The sequence below is a fragment of the Candidatus Baltobacteraceae bacterium genome (assembly GCA_036559195.1).
Taxonomy (GTDB): Bacteria; Vulcanimicrobiota; Vulcanimicrobiia; order Vulcanimicrobiales; family Vulcanimicrobiaceae; genus JALYTZ01.
Window position 1 is genome coordinate 1 of record DATBTN010000001.1, and the last position, 21,902, is coordinate 21,902.

A 21,902-nucleotide genomic window follows, 5' to 3' on the forward strand; every position below is an offset into this window, starting at 1 on the left:
GCTCAGCATGACAGAACAGCGGGCTGGTTTTTTCGAGGGTGGTGTTTCCCGTGAAACGTTAGAGGCAGAGGGGGCGTTTTTCGGGGACGCCGATGCGGCGTGGGAAGCGATCTGGGGTCGCTTGGAGTTTTCGGACGAGGATGATTCGGCGTTCGCCGTCGAGCGGGATCTCTTGCGCGACCTCGCCGCCTAACATGGGGGCGGCATCGGCCAGCGCGTTTCGTTCGCGGTCGTTCACGGTGCCGCGCTGCAGGATCGCGACGCCGCCGGGCGCGAGAAACGGGAGCAGCAACTCGACAACGGCCGGGGCCGACGAAACGGCGCGGGCGGTGCCGGTCGTGAAGCGGCCGCGCAGTTCGTGATCGTGCCCGGCCGTTTCGGCCCGGTGCGCGACGACCCGCCCCGGCAGTCCCAGGGCCGCCAGCATCTCCGTGAGGAACGCGGCCTTCTTGGCGGTCGACTCGATCATCGTCACGGGCACGCCGGTAGCAATCGCGAGCGGGATAGCCGGTAACCCTCCGCCCGAGCCGACGTCGACGAGGCTATCGCGGACGTACGAAGCGATACTCAGGCTATCGAGCAGGTGGGGCAGGAGCTCCTCGGCACTCTCGGCGCCGGTCAGGTTCATTCGGCGGTTGGTTTCCAAGAGTGCCTGGCCATAGGCGGCCAGGGGATCGCAGAGGATCGCCGCGACCCCCGCGCCGGTAAGCCGCTGCCGAAGCTCTGAAGCGATGGACATAGGCTAGAGGGCGGTCGAGGCCGGCGCGGCCGCGCGCCGCACGAAGAGGCCGAGAATCGCCAAGTCCGCCGGCGTCACGCCCGGGATTCGGCCGGCCGCCCCGAGGGTCCGAGGCTGCTGAGCCGCCAGTTTCTCGCGCGCCTCGCGCGAGAGTGCGACGATCTCCGCGTAGGCGAATCCGCCCGGAATGGGCACGGCGTCGGTTTTGAACGCCTTTGCTATCGCCATTTCTTGCCGCCGCACGTAGCCTTCGATCTTGATTTCAATCGCCACGCGCTCGCCGATCGGCGGCTCGAGCGGCGGTTCGAACGATCCCGCTATATCCTCAAACTCTATCGCCGGACGCCGTAGGGCCTCCGCGATCGTCGTGCCCGGCGGCAATTCGGTCGCGCCGATGGTTCGTACGCCGGCGCGCGTGGACTTGGCGGCGGCGAGCCCGGCGGCAAGCGCCTCCCGGCGCTCGCGATAGGCGTCCCAGTCCGCATCCGGAACGAGCCCCAGCTCCCGGCCGCACGGGGTGAGACGCGTATCGGCGTTATCGTGGCGCAGGATCACGCGATGCTCCGCACGCGAGGTCAACATGCGGTACGGTTCGTCGACGCCCTTGCTGACCAGATCGTCGATCAGCACGCCGATATACGCGACGTCGCGTCCGAAACGGGCGGGTTCGCGGCCCTGCGCGGCGCGCGCGGCGTTGATGCCCGCAACTAATCCTTGCGCGGCCGCCTCCTCGTAGCCCGACGTACCGTTGAGTTGTCCGCAATGAAAGAGGCCCGCGATGCGCCGGGTCTCGAGCGTGTCGTGTAGTTCGGTCGGTGGCACCATGTCGTATTCCACCGCGTAACCGGCGCGCAGCATCGCGACGCCTTCCAACCCCGGCAGCGTCTGCAGCATCCGCAGCTGCACTTCCGCGGGCAGCGACGTTGAAAAGCCGCCGACGTACCACGTCGGTTCGTCCCATCCCTCGGGCTCGATGAAGAGCTGATGCGCCGGATTGTGCGCGAACTTGATAACCTTGTCTTCGATCGACGGGCAATATCGCGGGCCGATTCCCCGAATTAAATCGAGTCCGTAGAGCGGCGAGCGATGCAGGTTTTCGCGCACGAGCGCGTGCGTCGTTTCGTTCGTCTGCGTGATATAGCACGGCAATTGCGGGCCGGCAAAGCGCGGCGCGCTGCGATACGAAAACGGCAGCGGCACGGCGCTGGGAGCCTGCACTCCCATCGCGGCGAGATCGACCGTACTACGATCGATGCGCGGCGGCGTTCCCGTCTTGAGACGGCGCGTTGGAAAACCCAACTCGCGCAGCCCGTGCGCCAAACCGATCGACGGCGCTTCGCCGAAACGCCCGGCGTCTTCAACGTGATCGCCGCGAAACGTCTTGCCGCCCAGAAACGTCCCGGTTGCGAGCACGACGCGCCGCGCGTAGTAGCGCGCGCCGTCGGTGCAGCGCACGCCGCGCACGGCGCCGCCGCGCACGACGAGCGACTCCACCATTCCTCGCACGATCTGCAAGTTCGGCTGCGCGCGCAAAACGGCGAGCGCCAATCGCGCGTATGCCGGCTTATCGGCTTGCGCGCGCAGCGCGCGCACGGCCGGGCCTTTGGATTCGTTCAAAAAGCGCGCGTGCAGCGAACAGCCGTCGATCAGGCGGCCCATCTCGCCGCCCAGCGCATCGATCTCGCGAACGAGCTGGCCCTTCGCGCTTCCGCCGATCGAAGGATTGCACGGAAGCGTGCAGATGCGCTCCGGATCGCCGGTTACGAGCATCGACGGCACGCCCATGCGGGCCGCAGCCAGGGCCGCCTCGACCCCGGCGTGACCGCCGCCAACGATAATGACGCCCGCGTCGTCCGGGCGAAGAGCGCTCTCCATGACGTTCTATTCTACCAGAGCCGACAAAGCGCGCGGGCGGCGAACGTCGAAGAGCACGCCATGCACCGTGCATCCACACTCTTGGCCGTCGGCGCGATCGCGCTGTTGGCCGGACACATTACCGACAAAACGACCGGTCAACCGCTCGTCGGCGTTACCGTCGCGACGCACGCCGCCGGCAAAACGATCTCGGCCGTCACCGATCGCAACGGCCGGTTCGCCTTCACCCGCATCGCTCCGGGACGGTACACGCTCACGATGACGTCGAACGACGTCCCTCCGCAGAGCACGCACGTTACGGTGGTCCGCGGCGCGCAGTCCGTCACCGTCAAAGCGTGCAGTTCCACGCTCGACTATTTGTGCGGCGGCGACAACGCCTCGCCCGACAACGGAAGCGGCTAAGACTTTCGTTTCGAGAGCGCGATTCCCAACGCCGCAACGCCCGTTAGCGCCACGCCCGCGAGCATCAACAATCGGGACGCGAGCACGAACGGGAAGAGCATCACGCCGAGCGCGATGAGCGTCGGACCCAGAATCAGCCGATAAGCGGCCTTGCTGCCGGTCGTGCGCGCGTGCGTTCGTACGCCGCTGAGCAAGAAGAAGACGCCGGCCACCACGACGAGCAGAATCAGCGTCACGTTCCGTTCACTTTCCGATGCAGAAGCGCGCGAAGATCGCGTCGAGGAGTTCCTCGTTCGCCTCGTCGCCGGTGAGTTGTCCGAGAGCGGCAAACGCCCGCTGCAGATCGGGAACCGCCAGATCGCTCGGATCGCCCGAGCCGATCGTGCGTTGCGCCTGCGCCAGCGCAACGAGTGCCGCATTCACGGCGTCGAACTCCCGCAGCGACGCGAGATGCGGGCGTTCGAGGTCGGGAGCTTCGCCGCCCCACGCCGCCTTTGCGATCGCGGCGCGCAACGCATCGAGCGTCGCGCGATCGCGCACGCTGCCGATCACGGCCGGCGACGCGTCGAGCTGCCGCGCTCCGGCACTGCCCAGATCGGCCTTGTTCCAAAAGACGACGCGCGAGCGCTTCGCCGTCCGATCCAGCATTGCAAGCGTCTCCGCGTCGACCGCGCGCGACCCGTCGAGGACGACGAGCGCGACGCGCGCGCTCGCGAGCGCGCGTTCCGTACGCTCGATACCGGCGGCCTCGAGTCGATCCGCGTGTGCCCGGATTCCCGCCGTATCGATCAGGCGCACCGTTACGCCTTGCACGGCGATCGACTCTTCAATCGTGTCGCGCGTCGTGCCGGCAGTCTCCGATACGATCGCGCGCTCTTCGCCGAGCAACGCGTTGAGCAGCGACGATTTGCCCGCGTTCGGCGGTCCGACGATCGCGACGCTCACGCCCTCGCGCACGAGGCGCCCCACTTCGCCGTCGCGCCGCAGGCGCCGCAGCGCGTCGGCAACGTGCGCGATCGCGCCGTACAGGCGCGCGGGCTCGGGCTGCGCGATCTCATCGGGAAAGTCGATCGCGCCGGCTAATTCTTCGAGCTGCGCGCGCAGTTGCGCGCGAATCGCGCGGACCTCGTTCGCGAGCCCGCCTCCCAGATTCGCGCTCGCGGCGCGGGCCGCCGAGCGGCTCTCGGCATCGATGAGATCGGCGACGGCCTCGACCGCGTGCAGATCGAGTTTCCCGTTGAAGAACGCGCGGCGCGTGAACTCGCCAGGAGCCGCATACCGCGCGCCGCACGCGAGCAGGGCGCGCACGAGTTCGGTCGCGATCGCCGGCGATCCGTGCACGTGCAGTTCGAGCGTGTCTTCGCCCGTGTAGCTGCGCGGAGCGAGCGCGAAAAGCGCCAGACCTCGATCGATTGGGCGGCCATCTTCATCGCAGATCGCGCCGTAGCGAGCCACGCGATGCTCGAGCGGCTCCTTAGATGCGAGCAGGCGCGTTGCAAATGCACGCGCCTGCGGACCGCTCACGCGCACGATCGCGATCGCCCCTTTTCCCGGCGGCGTCGCGATCGCGACGATCGTATCGTCGTTCAAGTGCGGGTTATTTGGGATAGATGACCAAACGGCGCTCCGGCTCGACGCCCTCCGATTCCGTGCGCACGAATTCGTTGTCGGCGAGCGCGATGTGAACGATCTTGCGCTCCGACGGCAGCATCGGCTCGAGCCGCTGAGGCTTCTTCTCGCGAATCGTACGCTCGAGCATCACCTGCGCGAGGCTCTGCAGCTGCTCCGCGCGGCGAGCGCGGTACCCCTCCGCATCGATCGTATAGTATTTGCGATTGTTCTTCACGCCGACGTTGATGATGTTATTGAAGATCAGATTGAGCGCCTCGAGCGTGTTGCCGTGGCGGCCGATCAGCATAGCGAGGTCGGGGCCGTTGACTTCGAAGTACTCTCCCTCCGGGCGCGCGATGTACTCGATCTCGGCGTGCGGCACGCCCATCTTGCCCAAGATCTCCTCGAGCAGAGCGCGCGCCGGTTTGGCGGCGTCGGGCATCCCGGTTTTTCCGGCCACGGCCGGCGCGCTGCGAGCGCGGCGTGCGGCGGGTTTCGCGCGGCTCGCGCCGCCGCCCGAGCGTCCGGGAATCTGGCGGTCCGCAACGTCCGCGGGCTGCTGGTCTTCGAGTTCGAAATCGTCGTGCATGGCTTACTTCTTCGCGCCTTTCCGTTTCTTGTTCTTGTTCGCGCCGTTTACGGCGGCGCCGCTCTTGCTTCCGTTTTTCGAACCGTTGGCGTTTGCCACGAGCGCCTTCTGCATCGCTCCGTCGGTCGCAAGCTCCGTCACCGCGTGCTCGTTATCGAGCATCGAAAGCGGTTGATGGTACTTACGCAACAGATAGAACTGCTGCGCCATCGTGAACGCGTTGTAGGCAAACCAGTAGAGCACCATCGCCGACGGCCACTGATATTTAAACCCGAAGACGCCGAGCAACACCGGCGACATGATCGCCATGATCTTTTGCTGATTGGCCATCGCCGGATCCGGCGAGGCCATCGTCGCGTAGCGCGAATACAGATACATCGAGATCATGTAGAGCACGAGCAAAATCGCGTCGGGAGCCGCGAGGCTCGTCGCCAGAACGTTGACGCCGAAGAGATGCGGCGAATGAGCGGAGGCCGCGCTGCCGACCCAAAGCCACTTCTGTCCGTTGAGCACTTCGCGATGCGCGATGACGGCGTAGTAGACGCTCAAAATCACCGGATACTGAATGAGCATCGGCCAGCAGCCGGCCATCGGATTGGCGCCCGATTCTTTGTAGAGCGCCATCGTCTCTTGCTGATATTTCTGCGGATCGCTCTTGCCGTACTTCGTCTGCAGCGCCTTGAGCTTCGGGCCGATCTTCTGCATGTTCATCATGCCGTTGAACTGCATGACGTTGAGCTTCCACGCGGCGAGCTTGAAGAGCAGCGCGAAGATGACGAGGCTCCATCCCCAGTTGTGTCCCGGCAGATACGCATGGATGAAGCTGATGATCGCGTAGACGACGTTGACGACCGGAATGAGGGGATTGGAAAAACCTAGGAACAGGTGCAAGGGAGACCTTTCAGCGAGCTAATGTCGGGGCACTCGGCTATCGGGTACGGGGTCGACGCCGCCTGGGTTCAAGGGGTGGCAGCGCGCGAGTCGTTTCGCGGCCAGGATACTTCCCCGCAGCGCCCCGTGTTTCGCGATAGCCTGCGCCGCATACTCCGAGCAGGACGGATAAAACCGGCAAGCGGGCGGCAGCAAGGGCGAAAGTACGAGCTTGTAGAGACGAAGAACGGCGAGCAGCAGCGAGCGCACGTTAGCCGAGGGCCCGCCCGAGCTCGGCGGCGAGCGCATCGAAGGGCGTGGCGGCCGCGTGGGGGCGTGGAACGATCAACAGGCGCATGCGCGTGCGCCCGTCGAGGGTTTCCTGAAGAATCGCCGCGAGGCGGCGGCGCAATCGATTGCGGACGACGGCCTTGCCGACGGCTTTCGAGACCGAGATCCCCACCAGGGGGCGGTCGTCGGCCGCGGCGGCGTCGCTGCGGTAGAGCATCAAGCTGGGAGTCGCAATGCGCCGGCCGCGCTGGCGAAGGCGGGAGAAGTCCGCCTGGCGCCGGAGGCTGGCAAAGCGTCGCATCAGACCGTCAGGCGATGACGCCCTTTTTTGCGGCGCGCGGCGAGGACGCGGCGGCCATTCTTGGTGGACATCCGCTCGAGGAAGCCGTGGACGCGCTTACGGCGTCGATTGTGCGGCTGAAAGGTCCGCTTCATGGTGGTTCAAACACTCCTAGAAAACGTAGCCGCCAGATAACGGCGGCATACAGCCCCTAAGTATAGGACCCGCCCGCCACGGGCGTCAATAGCGCCCGAGCAAAGATCGCCGACGCGCTCGTAGGCCATCCCCGTTTCACCGGATGTCCACACGTGTGGACAACGCTGTGGAGAAGTTCCGCCGCTAAATCGCGGCGCGGGCCCGCAGCGGCCCTGTTTACGGGCTTTTACGCGCCTGTCAATCCCCGCAAATCCGCGGTGGGGATGCGCGCTTTAAGCCCGTAAAATCAGCTTTTTTTGCCTGTGTATAAGTGCATAACAATTTGCCTTTTTCGCGCAGGATAGCAGGCCGATTAAGCCAACTCACGTGCCTCCACGCCGGACCGCCGTGGCGACTTAAGTCGTCATCGTGTTTCCGACGTTAGCAGATACGAAGGGCGGTCTTGGTAGCGAATGGCGCTTGCGATTGGCAACACCGACATCTCGAACGACTTGTGGCAATCGGCACTTGCGGCGCTCGAGCAGAAGTTTTCCAAACCCATCTTCGAGATGTGGATCAAGCCCCTGCGCTTGGTCTCCCTCACCGGAAACGAGCTGCTCCTGGCAGTCCAGAATAACTTCGCGCGGGATTGGGTTGAGAACCGGCTTAAAGCCCAGATCTCGCAGGTCCTGACCGAAACCTTCGGTGCCGTACTCGAACTTCAATTTACCGTTATAGCGGAGAACGGCGAGCAGCAAGCGGCCGCCCTGTCGGGCGCTACCGCCTCCGCCCCGATGCCGACCCTGCGCCCGAACGACGAGTTTCGGCCCGGCAATTTGAACTCGCGATATACCTTTGAGGAGTTCGTGGTCGGCAACTCCAACCGGTTCGCCCACGCCGCCTCGCAGGCGGTGGCGGCCGCGCCGGCCCGCGCCTATAACCCGCTCTTTCTGTACGGCGGCGTCGGCCTCGGCAAGACCCATTTAATGCACGCCATCGGTCATCGCGTCATGCAGGACAACCCGACCGCAAACGTCGTCTACGTGTCGAGCGAGAAGTTCACCAACGAATTCATCATCGCCATCAAAAACAATCAAACGCTGGAGTTTCGCAATAAATACCGGCACGTCGACGTGCTCCTGATCGACGATATTCAGTTTCTCGAGGGCAAAGAGCAGACGCAAGAAGAGTTTTTCCACACGTTTAATTCGCTGCACGAATCCGGCCGCCAACTCGTCATTTCGAGCGATCGCCCTCCCAAGGAGATCCAAACGCTGGAGTCGCGACTGCGCTCGCGCTTCGAATGGGGCCTGCTCACCGACATTCAGCCGCCCGATCTCGAGACGCGTGAGGCCATCCTGCGCAAGAAGGCGGAGTCCGAGAAGATCCCGGTCCCCGACGAGGTGACCTCGTTCATCGCCAAAGTGATCCCCTCAAACATTCGCGAACTCGAAGGCGCGCTGATCCGCGTCGTCGCCTTCTCCTCGCTGACGAAGTCCCAGATCACGGTCGATCTGGCCGCCGAAGTCCTCAAGAACGCCGTCGCCAACGCTCCGCTGCGCCGCGTGACGATCGCTTCTATTAAAGAAAAGGTCGCGAAGGCGCACGGCCTCACGGTGAAGGAGATGGACAACTCGCGCCGCGATCAACGGTTGGCCGCGCCCCGGCAGATCGCCATGTTCATCTGCACCGAACTTACGGACTGCTCCCTCCCGCACATCGCCCGGGAGTTCAATAAGAAGGACCACACCACGGTCATGTACGCCCGTGACAAAGTCAAAGACCAGATGGTCCGCGACGAAGCGTACCGCAACAAGATTCGTTCGCTCGTGGCACTCTGCCAGAACGATTGAGCCGCAGGCCATGCCGTCGCCACCACCTCCGGCCCGGGGCACCACTGCGCTCCGGGTCGTTCCACACACGGCGATCGCCGCGATGAATAAAGGCGGCACCTGCGCCTTTCACCGTTCGGTGCACAGGGTGCCCCGCGCTGCGTGGATAACTGCTCGAATGCCCTGCGCCGTGGAAATGTGTATGGTCGTGCAGCGGTCATGCACATCTTGTTCGAACCGCAAACCCGCATAGCGCCGGGAGATTTGGTGCTTCTTCGCAGAATGCACCGCACTACTACGGATACGACTATCTTTCTATCTACTACCTAAGAAAAACGCCCCACCCCAAACCGGTGGACAAACCGCAAACCAACATCCACGAGCGTAGATCAGTCATCCACGGGCGCCCACGGGGAGCGCACAAGTCAGCAAAAACATTCAGGCGCCCAAGCCCTCGTCGGGGGCCCCAGCAAAGCTGGGGGGCGCGCAGCTTAGAGCGGAGCGCCTTTCCCATGAAATTCACGGCCAACACCAAGGACATCGCGAGCGCAGTGGGCGCGGCGAGCAAGGTCGTCAACGCGCACACTACGGTGCCGATTCTTTCCAACGTGCTGTTGCAAGCCGCGGACGGCAAGATCTCGGTACGGGCGACGGATCTGGAGCTGACGCTCGAACACGCGTTTCCCGCCGAAATCGCCGAAGCCGGCAGCGTAACGATTCCGGCCAAGCTCTTTTCGAGTTATCTCGGCAATCTGCCGGCCGGGCTGCTGGAGTTAACCGGCACGCCGACGCGCGCGAGCGTAAAGTGCGAGCGCAGCAATTACGACTTTCACGCGCTCCCGCCGGATGAATACCCGCCGCTCCCCTCGGCCCAAAAAGGGACGAACTTCAGCATCGCGGGCAAACGCTTTCGCGATGGCGTGAACGCCACGATCTTTGCGGCGTCGAGCGAAGAGGCGCGCGGTGCGGTGCTGATGGGGACGCTACTCGAGATCGAGGGCGATTCGCTGACGATGGTCGCGACCGATGGATACCGGCTGGCGAAGTGGCAGACGACACTGGAGAACGGTATCACGGGGAGCGAGAAGTTCATCGTGCCGTCGCGCGCGCTCGCCGAAGCGGCCCGCAACCTCGGCGGCGGTGAAACGATCACCGTAACGGCGCTCGGCGCGTCGAGCAACCAGCTGATGTTCGCTTCGGGCGACACCTCGATCATCGTGCGGTTAGTCGACGGACAGTATCCTAACTACGGGCAGGTGATTCCGGCGAAGTTCGATCGCTCGACCACGGTCAACACGGTCGCACTCATCGCCTCGCTCAAGCGCGCGGAGTTGGTCGCCGGCGATCGCGCCAGCATGGTGAAACTCGCGATGGCCAATCAAACGCTGATCGTGACGGCCAGCTCCGACGTCTCCGGCAACGCCTACGAAGAACTCGAGATCGAGCAAACGGGCGAAGATCTCACGATCGCGTTTAACGCGCGCTACCTGGTCGAGATTCTCAATCACATCGATTCACCGCAGACCGTCGTGGAGTTTCTGGGAGCGCTCTCGCCCGCCGCGATTCGTCCGCTCGAGCCAACCGACGGCGCCGCGCAACTCTACGTCCTCATGCCGCTACGGCAATGACGCCGCGGCGGCGTGCGACTCACTAACGTCACGCTCTCGAACGTTCGTAACTACGCGGCGCTGGATTTCGAACCGGCGCCGGGTCTCAACGTCTTCGTCGGAGCCAACGCGCAGGGAAAGAGCAATCTGCTCGAGGCCATCTCGCTGCTGGGAACCGGGAAGTCTTTTCGCACGAGTAAAGAGCACGACCTCATACGCAGCGGTCTGGAGCTCGCATCGATCTCCGGGCGCGCGCAGATTCGCGCCGGGTCGATCAACCTGGGATGCACGATAACGGCGAGTGCGCGCGGGACCCGAAAACTCTATACCGTTAACGGTCAGAGCGTGCGCTATGCGAAGTTTCTGGGCGCATTGCGCGTGGTCACGTTCGTGCCGGCCGATCTGCATTTAGTCGGCGGCCCGCCGAGCGAGCGGCGTGCGCTGCTCAACGTCGCGCTCGCGCAAGATCGCCCGCAGTACTATCGCGAGCTGGCGCGCTACCAAAAAGCGTTGGCCCAAAAATCGGCGGTGCTGCGCGGCGCGCAAGAACCCGACCGCGAACTGCTCGCGATCTACAATGCGACCCTCGTTGAGGCCGGCACCGAACTGATGCTCGCGCGCCGTCATTTTGTGGCCGCCGTCGGGGCCGCTGCGGCGCGCGTACACGCGCGCTGGACGAACCAGGCGGAGGCGCTGGAAGTGCGTTACGAGCCCAACGTTGCGTTTGAGGCGCCGACGCACGCCGCAGTCGCGTCCGCGTTCGCCGCACGTTTACGAGCGGTCGAAACGGCCGAGCTCGCGCGCAAGGCCTCGCTCGTCGGCCCCCATCGCGACGATCTCGCGCTCGAACTCGACGGCGCGTCGCTGGCGGCCTACGGTTCGCAGGGGCAGCAGCGCACGGCGGTACTGGCCCTCAAGGTCGGCGAATACACCGTCATGCACGAACGGTCCGGCGAGGCGCCGCTGCTCTTACTCGACGACGTTCTCTCCGAGCTCGATGCGGCGCGGGCGCGAGCCTTTCTCGAGGGCGTCGGCGGCTACGAGCAGGCGTTCATCACGGCCACGCATTTGCCGCCCGAGCTCGCCGGGGCAACGATCTTTCGCATCGCCGGCGGCGGCGTGGCACCGGCTTCGGGGAGCGCGGCATGACGCTGCGCCCACTCAAGAACGCCGTCGGAGCGTGGACGCCCGGCATAGCCGCCAGTGAAGACCCGCTCGTCGCGATTCGCACGGCCTGGCCCGCAATCGTCGGGGCCGACGTGGCCGCTCATTGCCGGCCGGCGGAACTCGAGCGCGGCGCGCTGCTGATCGTAACGCGTACCAGCGCCTGGAGCCAGCAGCTCTCGTTCCTAAGCGAGCGGATTCTCGCGGCGGTGGGCGCGCGCACGGGCTCGCGCCCGGAGCGACTGCGGTTTCGCGTCGGCCAAATTCTCGAAGACGCGCCGGCGCGCGCCGCTGCTAACGCGCGCCGCGAGCGTCTGCGGCGCGTCGAGGACGATCGCGCGCCCTCCGTCACGCTCGATGCGGCCGTGGCCCGCTTTCGCGAGGACGTGACCGCGGCCCAGCGGGCCAAAGCCGCCGCCGGGTGGAAAGAGTGTGATCAGTGCGGAGTTTGGGTTGCGCCCTCCGTCGGAGCGCTTTGCGTGCCGTGCGTTAACGCACGGGCCGAGCGGCGCACGCAGGCGGTGGCGCAGCTGCTCTACGATGCCCCGTGGCTCGGCTTCGCCGGCGTCTCGGGCTTAGTCGAGGGCTTGCAATTATCGGAGTACGAGTCGATCCGCAGGCGGCTGTTGCAACGCTGGTGGGACGTTCTTGTGCGCCTCGTCAAATCGGGCCGCCGCGCGATGACCCACCGCGAACGCATGATCGCGAGTTCCTACGTGTTGCTCAAGAGCGGGCTCGACCCCGAACGCATCGCACCTGCCGTCGTGCGCGACCTGCTCGGAGACGAGCTGCACGACATCCTATACGGTAACGAGAGAATCTAAAGAACGAATGTCAGATAATTACGGCGCGGAACAGATCGAAGTCCTCAAAGGACTCGAAGCGGTCCGCAAACGTCCGGGAATGTACATCGGCAATACCTCCGAGCGCGGGTTGCATCAACTCGTGTACGAAGCCGTCGATAACGCCGTCGACGAAGCGCTCGCCGGCCACGCCCACAACATCACGGTCACGCTCTTTAAGGACGGCGCCTGCGCCGTCGAAGACGACGGCCGCGGCATTCCCGTGGACATGCACGCCGAAGAAAAACTGCCGGCCGTCGAAGTCATCATGACGATCCTGCACGCCGGCGGAAAATTCGGCAAAGGGGGCTACAAGGTCTCGGGCGGCCTTCACGGCGTCGGCATCTCGGTCGTCAACGCGCTCTCGCAAGAGATGATCACGCGCATCAGGCGCGGCGGCCACCTGCACGAGATTCGCTTCGAGCGCGGCATCACCACGCAGAAGCTCAAGAAGGTCGGGAAGGCCGACGGTACGGGGACCTATCAATGGTTTCTCCCGGACCGCGAGATGTTCGAGACGCTGGAGTTTCATTGGGACGTGCTCGCCAAACGCTTGCGCGAACTCGCGTTCCTCAATCGCGGGCTCACGATCACGCTGCGCGACGAACGCCCGGAGACCGTGCGCGAGCGTTCCTTCAAGTTCGACGGCGGCATCGTCTCGTTCGTCGAGTGGCTCAACGAAAAGAAAGACCCGCTGCACGCCATCATCATGACGCACACCGAACGCGACGGCGTCGATGTGGAGGTCGCGATGCAGTGGACCGACACGTACACCGAATTGATCTACGCGTACGCCAACAACATCAACACGATCGAAGGCGGCATGCATCTGACCGGCTTCCGCACGGCGGTGAGCAATTCGGTCAATGGATACGCGCGCAAGCGCGGCATGCTCAAAGAGGCCGACGCGAACCTTTCAACCGACGACTGTATGGAAGGCTTGACGGCGGTCGTTTCGGTCAAGCTGCAAGATCCGCAATTCGAAGGACAGACGAAGACGAAGCTCGGAAACGCGAAAGTTCGAACGATCGTCTACGGCTTGGTCAACGAGCGCATGGATTTCTTCTTTGAGGAGAATCCCAAGTTCGCGCGAGCGATCATCGAAAAGTGCATGCAGGCGCAGCGCGCGCGCGACGCCGCCAAAAAAGCGCGCGATCTCTCGCGCCGCAAAAACGCGCTCGAAGGATCGGGCCTGCCCGGAAAACTCGTCGATTGCAAGAACACGAATCCGGCCGAGAGCGAGCTGTTCTTGGTCGAGGGCGATTCGGCCGGCGGCACGGCCAAGGGCGGCCGCGACCCGAACTCGCAAGCGATCCTTCCGCTACGCGGCAAGATTCTCAACGTCGAGAAGGCGCGGTTGGATAAAGTGCTCTCGAACGAAGAGATCCGCACCATGATCACGGCGCTCGGCACCGGATTCGGCGACGAGTTCGATGCCGGAAAACTGCGTTATCACAAGATCATCATCATGACCGACGCCGACGTCGACGGCTCGCACATCCGCACGCTCTTGCTGACGTTCTTCTACCGGCAGATGAAGCCGCTGGTCGAAGAAGGCTACGTCTATATCGCGCAACCGCCGCTCTACGGCATCCGCAAGGGCAAGAAGCAGTGGTACGCGTTTAGCGACGGCGATCTCAAATCGATCGTCGGCGATTCCGACGGCAAAGACTTTATGGTGCAGCAATACAAGGGCTTGGGCGAGATGGATGCCGAGCAGCTGGCCGTTACGACGATGGAAGTCGGAAACCGGCGCCTCAAGCAGATCACCGTTGAGGATGCCGTCGAAGCCGAGCAGATCTTTACCGATCTGATGGGCGATAAAGTCGAGGCGCGCAAGCAGTACATCTTCGAATTTGCGAAGTCCGTCAAGAATCTCGATCTCTAGGAGCCGCGTTCGCGAAACGGCCTCGTCTAACGCGAGGTGGTGACGGTGGGGCTTCGTCCGTCGTTGCGGGTATAGCCAGGGTACAACGGACGCGCGGAGGAGTGTTTGCGGAGGAACGTCTCGAGAGGTCTGGCCGCTGCGGCGGTCCTAATCGTGCTCGCCGTGGTGATCTGGCACCACGCCGTGGCTCGCTTCGTGGTGGCTACCGCCATCGGCCTCACGACCGGCTATCACGTGGACATCGGCGAGATGCGCCTGGGGCGCGATCACGGCGCGCTCATCGACACGCACGTCTCCAAGCACGGCGAACCCGTGCTCGATGCCGCGCGCATCGATCTGTATTATCATCTGCGCGACCTCTTGCCGGGAAGCAAGCACCGGTTCGGGCTGCTGGCGGTCACGATCGACCGCCCGCAGCTCACGATCGTTCACCATCGGGACCGTACCTATAACATCAGCTCGCCCGGCGGCGGCGCCCCGGGTGCGCCGGGCCGGCCCGATACCGTGCCGCTCAACTTCACGGCGCGCATCCGCGGCGGAACGGCCCAGCTCATCGACGACTACCAGTACTACAAGGACGCGCGCGCGGTACGCGTGGATAACATCGATGCGAATCTCGCCGTCAACACCGAGACGAAGACGCACTACACGGTGACGGGCACGTTCGAAGACGTACGGCCCGAACCGTTTGCGGCCGCCGGTTCGATCGACTACGGGAAGGGCTACGCGATGCACCGCGTACGCGCCGCCGCGATTCCGCTCAAAGCGATCGGCAATTACATCATCGACTCGCCTGCGGCCCACATTCTCACCGGGACGGCGCGCGACTTTCACGCAACCATCTACGCGCTCGGGATCGCGCCGAACGTTCCGATCGCCTATCACGTGATGGCCGGCGCGCAGGTCGCCGACGCGCAACTCTCTATTCACGGATTGAGCGATCCGCTCGACAACATTCGCGGGACCCTGCAGATTTTCGACGGAGGCTTAGCGGCCAAGGCGCTCCACGCGACGATCGACGGAATCCCCGTGCGCGTCGCGGGCGGCATCTTCGACTTCTCGAAACCGCAATTCCGCCTCGGCATGACCGGCGCGGGCGACCTGGACCAATTGCGCCACGTGCTGGCCTTTTCCGCGCATCAGCCGGTACGCGGACACGCGCAGATCAACGTGCTCATCGAGGGTCCGATCTCGCAGCCGCTGCTGCTCGTCGGCTTCGATTCGCAGCGCGCGTACTACGGGGCGCTGCCGTTCGATCGCGCGCACGGCGTTATCGCGCTCTACAACGGCGACGTCGCGATCGTACCGCTCAAGGCGTTTTTCGGCGGACTCGACGTGCGCGTTCGCGGGCGGCTGACGCTCGGCACGCCGCTGCAGACCGAACTCGTCGCGCACTACGAAGGTCCGTCGTCGCGCGTACCGTATCTGGGAGCGCTCGTGACGGATCAGCCGCTCGCAGGCGAGGGGATTCTCGCCGGCAGCGGTGCGGCCATCGGCGCGCGCGGCTTTCTTGCGTCGACGAACGCGCCGCTCGCGCTCAACGCCTTTTACGATATCGGCGGCGACGGCGTCGGAACGATCGGCCCGCTCTCGGTGGTCGCAGCCAACGGCGGAACGCTCGACGGCGCGTACGCGATCGATCGCTCGCGCGGCACGAGCGCCTTTTGGGCGACGGCTCAAAATCTGCCCGTGCGCCAGCCGCATCCGATCGAACTGCCGGGCGTGCGTTTGCCGCAACTGCCCGCGCTCGGTGGAACGATCGTGGACGCGAGCGTGGTCGGAAGCGGCGGATTCAAAGATTTGGTGCTGGGCGGACGCGTCGTCGCCGACGGCGCGACGGTCGGCGGCGTGAGGTTTACGTCGCTCGACGCGCTGTTTGCGGGCCCGCTCGCGAACGTCGCGATGGAACGCGTGCACGCCGACGGCTCCTTCGGCACGTTCGACGGCGCCGGGTCGTTTGCGCCCGGACGGCTCGTCGCGCGCGGAACCTACGCCGGAACGTTCCAAGATCTCGCGCAGTTTACCGGCAACATCGGCGCGCGCGGAGACGTGAGCGGACCCGTTGCGGTCGCGCTGGTCGGCAACCGCACGATCGTGCAAGCGCGCGGCGTGCGCCTACGTGCGGCCAGCATTCACGGCATTCCCGTGCAGAGCGCGTCGGGGACGATCGCGGTGACCGACGGCGTCTTGCGCGTCTATAACGCCAACGTCGCCGCGGCGGGCGGATCGCTCGTCGCCGCCGGAGCGTTCGGGACGAGCAAATCGGCGAGCGCCGGAAACGGCGCCGTCGCGCTTGCGACCACGCAGTTGGACGGCGCGCAATTGCGCGGCCTCGGCATACCGCTGCAGAGCGGCGACGTCAACGCCGTGGGAACCGTGAAACCGGGCGGCAAGGTGCCGGCCTTCGACGGCGGCGTCGTCGTACGTAACGGTCGCGCGCAGGGATACGACGTCGCCGGCAGCGCTCACATCGCCGTCGCCAACGACGCGGTGCAGGTGCGTAACGGCGTGGCCGCGCTCGGTCAAACCTACGGAATTCTCGACGGCGCAATCTCGGGGCTGACCTCGGGCGCGCCGAGGTACGCGGTGCGCGCGCAGATTCCGGCGGGCGATATTGCGACCGCCGCTCAAACGTTCCACATACCGACGCACGTCACCGACGGCAGCTTCAGCGCCGATTTGCTCGTCGGCGGCCGCGGCAGCGATCCGTCGGTGAGCGGACCGCTGCAAGTCCCGGTGGGATCGACCAACGGCCTAGGATTTCTCGATGCGAGCGCGCTCATCGGCGCGAGCCGTGCGGGCGTGCGCGCGCGCGACGGCAGCGTGCAGGTTGGAAGTACGCACGCGTTCTTTAGCGCGTCGCTCGACCGCGGCGCGACCGCAGTCCACGTGCGCTCGCGCCGCGCGAACCTCGCCGATTTCAACGACTATTTCGATACGGGCGATACGCTCGCGGGCTCGGGGTATCTGGATCTCTCGCTCGCGCAAACGGCGCGCACGGTCTCGACGAACGCCGATCTGGATATCGAAACGTTTCGCTATCGCAGCCTGCCGATCGGCAACACCGACGCGCATTGGAAAAGCACGAACAACGTCGCGCGCGGACACGTAACGGTCGGCGGCGAGCACGGGCTGCTCAAAGCCGCGGGCAGCGTCGCGCTGGTCGCGGCGCACACGCTGCCGCAGACGATCGCGCGCTCGCGTTACGATCTGCGCGGAACGCTCGCCAACCTGGATCTCTCGACGTGGTTGCCCGCACTGGGGTTCCCGCAGGTTCCGCTGACCGGACGGGTCGACGGCGAGGCGAGCGTGGCCGGACGTTATCCGCATCTCGCCGTCGGCGGTCACGCCTCCATCGCGCACGGCAACATCGGTCCGCTGCCGATCGAGAGCGGCCAGGTGACGGCCCGCGCGAACGGCGCGCGCATCAACGTGACTAGCGCGCAACTGACCCTGCCGGCTCTCGTGGCGAGCGGGGGTGGAAGTTTCGGGCTCGCGCCCCGCGATCCGATCGCGTTGACGGTCCACGCGCAGACGAGCGATCCCAAGCGGCTGCTCGTCGAGTTGACGAAAAAAACCTACCCGGTCACGGGTGCCTTTACGACGACCGTGCAGATCGCCGGCACGTTCAAAGCCCCGGTCTTCTCGGCCGGGCTCGAAGCCACCGATGCGGAGATCTACGGATTGAAAATACCGGCGGCGGTGGGAGCGCTGGCGTTGAACGGCCGCAGCCTCGTGGTTCGCAATGCGGAGGTAACCTTCGGTAAAGGCCAGGCGACGCTCGCCGGCGCGCTTCCGCTGCAGTTGCTGCCGTTCGGCATCGGTCCCAGCGGAGCGCCGATCTCGCTCGACCTGACCGCCCGCGCGGTCGAGCTCGCCGCGTTCTCGAACGCACTCGGAAACGCGACGAAGCTCGGCGGCACCGTCGACGGGCATCTCGGATTGGGCGGAACGGTCGGCGATCCGCGTATCTACGGCCAGCTCGCCGTGGCCGATGGGAGCTACGTATCGGCGCTGGAGAAGACGCCGATTCACAACACCGTCGCGCAGGTGAGTTTCGACGGCACGAGCGCGACGCTCGGCCGCTTCCACGCCTCGCTCGGCCGCGGCTCGCTCGACGGCGACGGGACCGTGGGTTTTCGCGGCGGCATCGAGCGCGGTGCGATCGCGTACGATTTTCACGCCGCGGCGCACGGCGCCCAGCTGGATTTTCCAGCCTACGGATCGGGAACGCTCGACGCCAAGCTGCACCTCGCGCACACGCCCGGAACGCTCGCGCGGCTCTCGGGGACCGCCGCCGCGGCCGACGCCGTGGTCCCGTTTTCGGCCTTCTATCACCCGGCGGCGGCGAGCGCCGCGGGCGGCGCGGCGAGCCCCACCCTTCCCTTTAATCTCGCCTTCGATTTGCAGGTGACGGCGGGCCGCAACGTGCGCGTCCGCGCGGGCGGAATCGGCGCGGGTCTGGACATCACGGGCTCGGGGAAGGCGCTGCTCGCAGGCACGCTGGCCGCGCCGACGCTCGACGGCACGTTCAATTCCTCGGGCGGCGCGCTCACGTACTTCGACCACGCCTTTAAAGTGCAATCGGGCTCGATCCGATTCGATCCGGCCAACGGCCTGATCCCAACCGTCACCGCCGTGGCGACCACGCACGTCGTGAACCCCGACCCCAACGTGGCGCGCAATCCGACCGGCGGCGTCGATATCACCTTACGCGTCGACGGTCCGCTCGATGCGCTTTCGCTCAACCAAGCCTCGAACAGCGGAATTGCGATCTCGTCGATTCCGGGCGGCTACACGCGCGACCAGTTGATCGCACTGCTCCTGCCGTTCGGCGGCTTCGTGACCAGCGTTCAATTTACCGACACGGGGCAGATCATCCCACCGGGTCAGCTCAAAGGGGCGCCCCCGCCGGGAAGCGGCGCGCTCTTACCGCAACAACTCGGTCTGCTCCGCCAAACCGGAACGCTAACGATCGGACAGGAGGCCTTCAACGTGCTCAACGCGCAGTTCGCGACCGGCATCTTCGGGCCGATCGAGCGCGTGCTGAGCAACAGCTTGGGCTTCTCCGACGTCAACTTCACGATCGATTACAGCGGAAACGTCGGCATGCAGTTACAACGGCGCCTCTCCCACGACATCAGCGCGTTTTACGGCACCACCTTCCGGACGCCGATTCGCGAGAGCATCGGCGCAGAATATTCGCCGGGCCCATTTCAGACGGCTCAGTTTACGTTCTTCGTGCAGCAGGGCGCGCTCGATCCGCGCCGTGCCAAGGCCGGCCAGGCACTGCAGGGGACCAGCGGGTTTACCTTCAGCTATCAACGGTTATTTTAAGGATGTTCACAGGTTGCGGGCGACCCGGCCCCCTTGCAAGGACCCGTCGCGCCCGCCTAGAACAGCGCACCCGGGTCGAAACGGCGCGCACTCTGGGCGCGTTACACTGCTAACTTTCACGTTGGCGAGCGTACTCTCAAGGAAAGATTTTCGATGACCTCTAGCCTCTGGCGTGCTCGCGGCGCGCTTGTCCGGTGCGCAGGCCTCGTCCTCGTGCTGGCGATTTTGACAACGCTGGTCTTCCCGACACCGGCGTCCTCGGCGACGGCGCCGACGATCGTTTCGGTCGACGTGTCCGGCAACGTCCACGTTCCGACGGACAAGATCCTAGCGGTCGTCCAGGCCAAGCCGGGCTTGCCGTACGATCCGGCCGTCGTGCAGGGCGACCTCCAGCGGATCTTCGCACTCGGCTATTTTGCCGACCAAGCGACGCCGCTGATTCGCCAACGGCCAAACGGCATCGCGATCACCTACCGCGTGATCGAAAATCCGGTCATCACGAAGATCGACTTTACCGGCAACGCGCACGTCCCCAGCGACACGCTGCTCGCCTTGATGGACACCTCCGTGGGTCAGGTGCTCAACACCGAGACGCTCAAGCAAGACTTTCTCAAGATCAACAGTTATTACAATCGCATCGGTTACGAAGGCCAGCTCGCGACGCACGTCAAGGATTTGAATATCGATCCGAAGACCGGCGCGCTCGCGATCTCGATTCAAGAAGGCCTCACGATCAGCGCGGTGACCATCAGCGGCGATCCGCTGCTGCCGCCCAACGTCATCCTACCCGCGCTCTCGGCCAAACCAGGTGCGGTCTATTCCAACGAGATGCGCGATAAGGATTTCCAAGCCGCGCAGAAGCTCTACGATAAATACGATTTGGTTCTCTCCGATGCCGAGGGCGGCATCGACCCCTCGACGATCGATCTCAAAGCCGGTACGGCGGCGGTGAAGTACGACTTCTACGTCGCGCGCGTCGGCGCGGTCCAGATCACCGGCAACACCAAGACCAAGGATCAAGTGATCCGCCGGCAGCTGCGGCTGCGTCCGGGCATGGTCATCACGACCGGCGCGCTGCGCAACGATCGCGATCGTCTCAATAATACCGGCTATTTCTCGAAGGTCGATCTCAACGTCAAGGCGGGGCCCGATCCGAAGACGCATCCGGGCTTCGTGACGATCGTATGGACCGTGACCGAACAGCGCACGGCCTCCGCATCCATCGGCGCCGGGTACTCCGGCGGCATCACCGGGCAGGGCCTCTACGGCACGCTCGGTTATCAGGACAACAACCTGCACGGCACCGGCAACGGCGCATCGGTGCAGTTCCAGCGCGGCGCGCGCTCGTACGTGACCCAAGCCTCGGTCACCATTCCCTACGTCGGCAACACGCCGAACTCGCAGAAGTACAGCTTCGGCGCGACCATCTTCGCAAACGGTTCCACGTATTTCTATCCGGTCTATGCGACCTCGGCCGCCGTGGCCAATCCGGCTCCCGGCTCCGTGCAAGCGCCGATTCCGGTCACGCTGCTTCCCAACGGAAACGCGCAGCTCATCAGCGGCGTCGTCGCCGACAGCACCGCGAAATCGAGCGGCCTCTCCGTGAACGTCGGCCGCCGCTTGACCGACTACACGACGGCGAGCGTCGGCGTGAACGCCGAGAGCGTGACCAACTCGACCTCGGTTCCCACGCCGTACTTCTTCCAGAGCGGCCAGCCGAACGTCATCGCAGGCCCAACGCCCGGTCCGCTCTCGAACCTCTCGACCAATACGAACGGAAGCTTCGGGATCAACGCGACCTCGATTGCGAACATCAACACGGGCGCGCCGTATCGCCTCAACTCGCTGGTCTTCGGGCTCGCGAGCAATCCGGCCGCAACGCTCGACGACATATTTAATCCGCGTCGCGGCGCGACGTACTCGCTGCAAGAAGAGTTCAGTTCGCCGTCGATCGGTTCGAATTTCTCGTACACGAAATCGACGCTCGAAGTCAAGCGCTTCTTCCCAGTCCTCAAGACGGCCACGTTCGGCGTGCATTTGCGCGGCGTGACGACGACCGGCGCGATTCCGCCGAGCGCGCTCGACACGTTCTCCGATCAGCAATTGCGCGGCTATCAGAGCGTGTTCTACGGAACCGACACGATTCTCGGACAAGCCGAGATTCGCGTTCCGCTCACCGCCGACGGGAAATTCGGCGTGGCCGCGTTCGTCGACGAGGGCGGGTTCCGCGTTCGCGGCGCGCAGCCGCTGCTCGATCCGTACACCAACCGGATCATCAACTACCCGGGTAACTGGTCGTACCGCGGCGACTACGGCGTCGGTCTGCGCTTCGACGTTCCGCAGCTCGGCCTCCACACGATCCGCATCGATATCGCCCACGGCGCGAACGGCACCCACACCAGCTTCGGCATCGGCCAAAGCTTTTGATACTAAGGAATAC

General features: G+C 64.8%; 17 protein-coding genes. 8 read left to right on the top strand and 9 right to left on the bottom strand.

Annotation, left to right across the window (positions count from 1 at the left end; translation table 11 throughout):
- Positions 1-58: 58 nt before the first annotated feature.
- Complete coding sequence (gene rsmG / locus VIG32_00005) at positions 59-739, bottom strand: 16S rRNA (guanine(527)-N(7))-methyltransferase RsmG (GenBank protein ID HEY8296392.1); 681 nt, start codon at positions 737-739, stop codon at positions 59-61.
- Positions 740-742: 3 nt separating this feature from the next.
- Complete coding sequence (gene mnmG, locus VIG32_00010; protein HEY8296393.1) at positions 743-2,614, bottom strand: tRNA uridine-5-carboxymethylaminomethyl(34) synthesis enzyme MnmG; 1,872 nt, start codon at positions 2,612-2,614, stop codon at positions 743-745.
- A gap of 60 nt (positions 2,615-2,674) precedes the next feature.
- On the opposite strand from mnmG, the gene VIG32_00015 reads away from it, so the two are divergent.
- Positions 2,675-3,016: a carboxypeptidase regulatory-like domain-containing protein gene (locus tag VIG32_00015; GenBank protein HEY8296394.1), complete on the top strand. Its 342-nt coding sequence runs from the start codon at positions 2,675-2,677 to the stop codon at positions 3,014-3,016.
- Here VIG32_00015 and VIG32_00020 read toward each other — a convergent pair.
- From VIG32_00020 to rpmH, 7 genes are read right to left on the bottom strand one after another with little or no spacing between them, the layout of a single operon-like run.
- Entirely contained in the window at positions 3,013-3,252 is a 240-nt protein-coding gene (locus VIG32_00020) for a hypothetical protein (GenBank protein HEY8296395.1), read from the bottom strand. The genes VIG32_00015 and VIG32_00020 overlap by 4 nt on opposite strands.
- 7 nt (positions 3,253-3,259) lie before the next feature.
- Complete coding sequence (gene mnmE, locus VIG32_00025; protein ID HEY8296396.1) at positions 3,260-4,606, bottom strand: tRNA uridine-5-carboxymethylaminomethyl(34) synthesis GTPase MnmE; 1,347 nt, start codon at positions 4,604-4,606, stop codon at positions 3,260-3,262.
- Between the two features lie 7 nt (positions 4,607-4,613).
- Positions 4,614-5,216 carry a R3H domain-containing nucleic acid-binding protein gene (locus tag VIG32_00030; protein ID HEY8296397.1) on the bottom strand — a complete coding sequence of 201 codons (603 nt, stop codon included), beginning with the start codon at positions 5,214-5,216 and terminating at the stop codon, positions 4,614-4,616.
- 3 nt (positions 5,217-5,219) lie between these two features.
- Positions 5,220-6,107: a membrane protein insertase YidC gene (locus VIG32_00035; GenBank protein HEY8296398.1), complete on the bottom strand. Its 888-nt coding sequence runs from the start codon at positions 6,105-6,107 to the stop codon at positions 5,220-5,222.
- Positions 6,108-6,125: 18 nt separating this feature from the next.
- Positions 6,126-6,395, bottom strand: coding sequence for a membrane protein insertion efficiency factor YidD (yidD, locus tag VIG32_00040; GenBank protein HEY8296399.1), 270 nt, complete (start codon positions 6,393-6,395; stop codon positions 6,126-6,128).
- On the bottom strand, positions 6,358-6,678 hold the full coding sequence (rnpA, locus tag VIG32_00045; protein ID HEY8296400.1) for a ribonuclease P protein component: 321 nt from the start codon (positions 6,676-6,678) through the stop codon (positions 6,358-6,360). The genes yidD and rnpA overlap by 38 nt, the downstream gene beginning before the upstream one ends.
- Positions 6,678-6,812 (bottom strand): 50S ribosomal protein L34, encoded by a 135-nt coding sequence (gene rpmH, locus VIG32_00050; protein ID HEY8296401.1) that lies wholly within the window; start codon positions 6,810-6,812, stop codon positions 6,678-6,680. The genes rnpA and rpmH overlap by 1 nt, the downstream gene beginning before the upstream one ends.
- 453 nt (positions 6,813-7,265) lie before the next feature.
- Here rpmH and dnaA point away from each other — a divergent pair, with 453 nt between their 5' ends.
- From dnaA to VIG32_00085, 7 genes are all read left to right on the top strand, one after another.
- The gene (gene dnaA / locus VIG32_00055) at positions 7,266-8,645 is read left to right on the top strand and encodes a chromosomal replication initiator protein DnaA (protein ID HEY8296402.1); all 1,380 of its coding nucleotides are present in this window, start codon (positions 7,266-7,268) and stop codon (positions 8,643-8,645) included.
- A 491-nt stretch (positions 8,646-9,136) separates the two neighbouring features.
- The gene (gene dnaN, locus VIG32_00060) at positions 9,137-10,252 is read left to right on the top strand and encodes a DNA polymerase III subunit beta (GenBank protein ID HEY8296403.1); all 1,116 of its coding nucleotides are present in this window, start codon (positions 9,137-9,139) and stop codon (positions 10,250-10,252) included.
- A gap of 12 nt (positions 10,253-10,264) precedes the next feature.
- Positions 10,265-11,380: a DNA replication/repair protein RecF gene (recF, locus tag VIG32_00065; protein HEY8296404.1), complete on the top strand. Its 1,116-nt coding sequence runs from the start codon at positions 10,265-10,267 to the stop codon at positions 11,378-11,380.
- Positions 11,377-12,219, top strand: coding sequence for a DUF721 domain-containing protein (locus VIG32_00070; protein ID HEY8296405.1), 843 nt, complete (start codon positions 11,377-11,379; stop codon positions 12,217-12,219). The genes recF and VIG32_00070 overlap by 4 nt, the downstream gene beginning before the upstream one ends.
- Positions 12,220-12,226: 7 nt before the next feature.
- Positions 12,227-14,125: a DNA topoisomerase (ATP-hydrolyzing) subunit B gene (gene gyrB / locus VIG32_00075; protein ID HEY8296406.1), complete on the top strand. Its 1,899-nt coding sequence runs from the start codon at positions 12,227-12,229 to the stop codon at positions 14,123-14,125.
- Between the two features lie 105 nt (positions 14,126-14,230).
- A complete protein-coding gene (locus tag VIG32_00080) occupies positions 14,231-19,462 on the top strand; it encodes a translocation/assembly module TamB domain-containing protein (protein ID HEY8296407.1) in 5,232 nt (1,743 codons plus the stop codon).
- A 213-nt stretch (positions 19,463-19,675) separates the two neighbouring features.
- Positions 19,676-21,889 carry a POTRA domain-containing protein gene (locus VIG32_00085; GenBank protein HEY8296408.1) on the top strand — a complete coding sequence of 738 codons (2,214 nt, stop codon included), beginning with the start codon at positions 19,676-19,678 and terminating at the stop codon, positions 21,887-21,889.
- Positions 21,890-21,902: the final 13 nt, after the last annotated feature.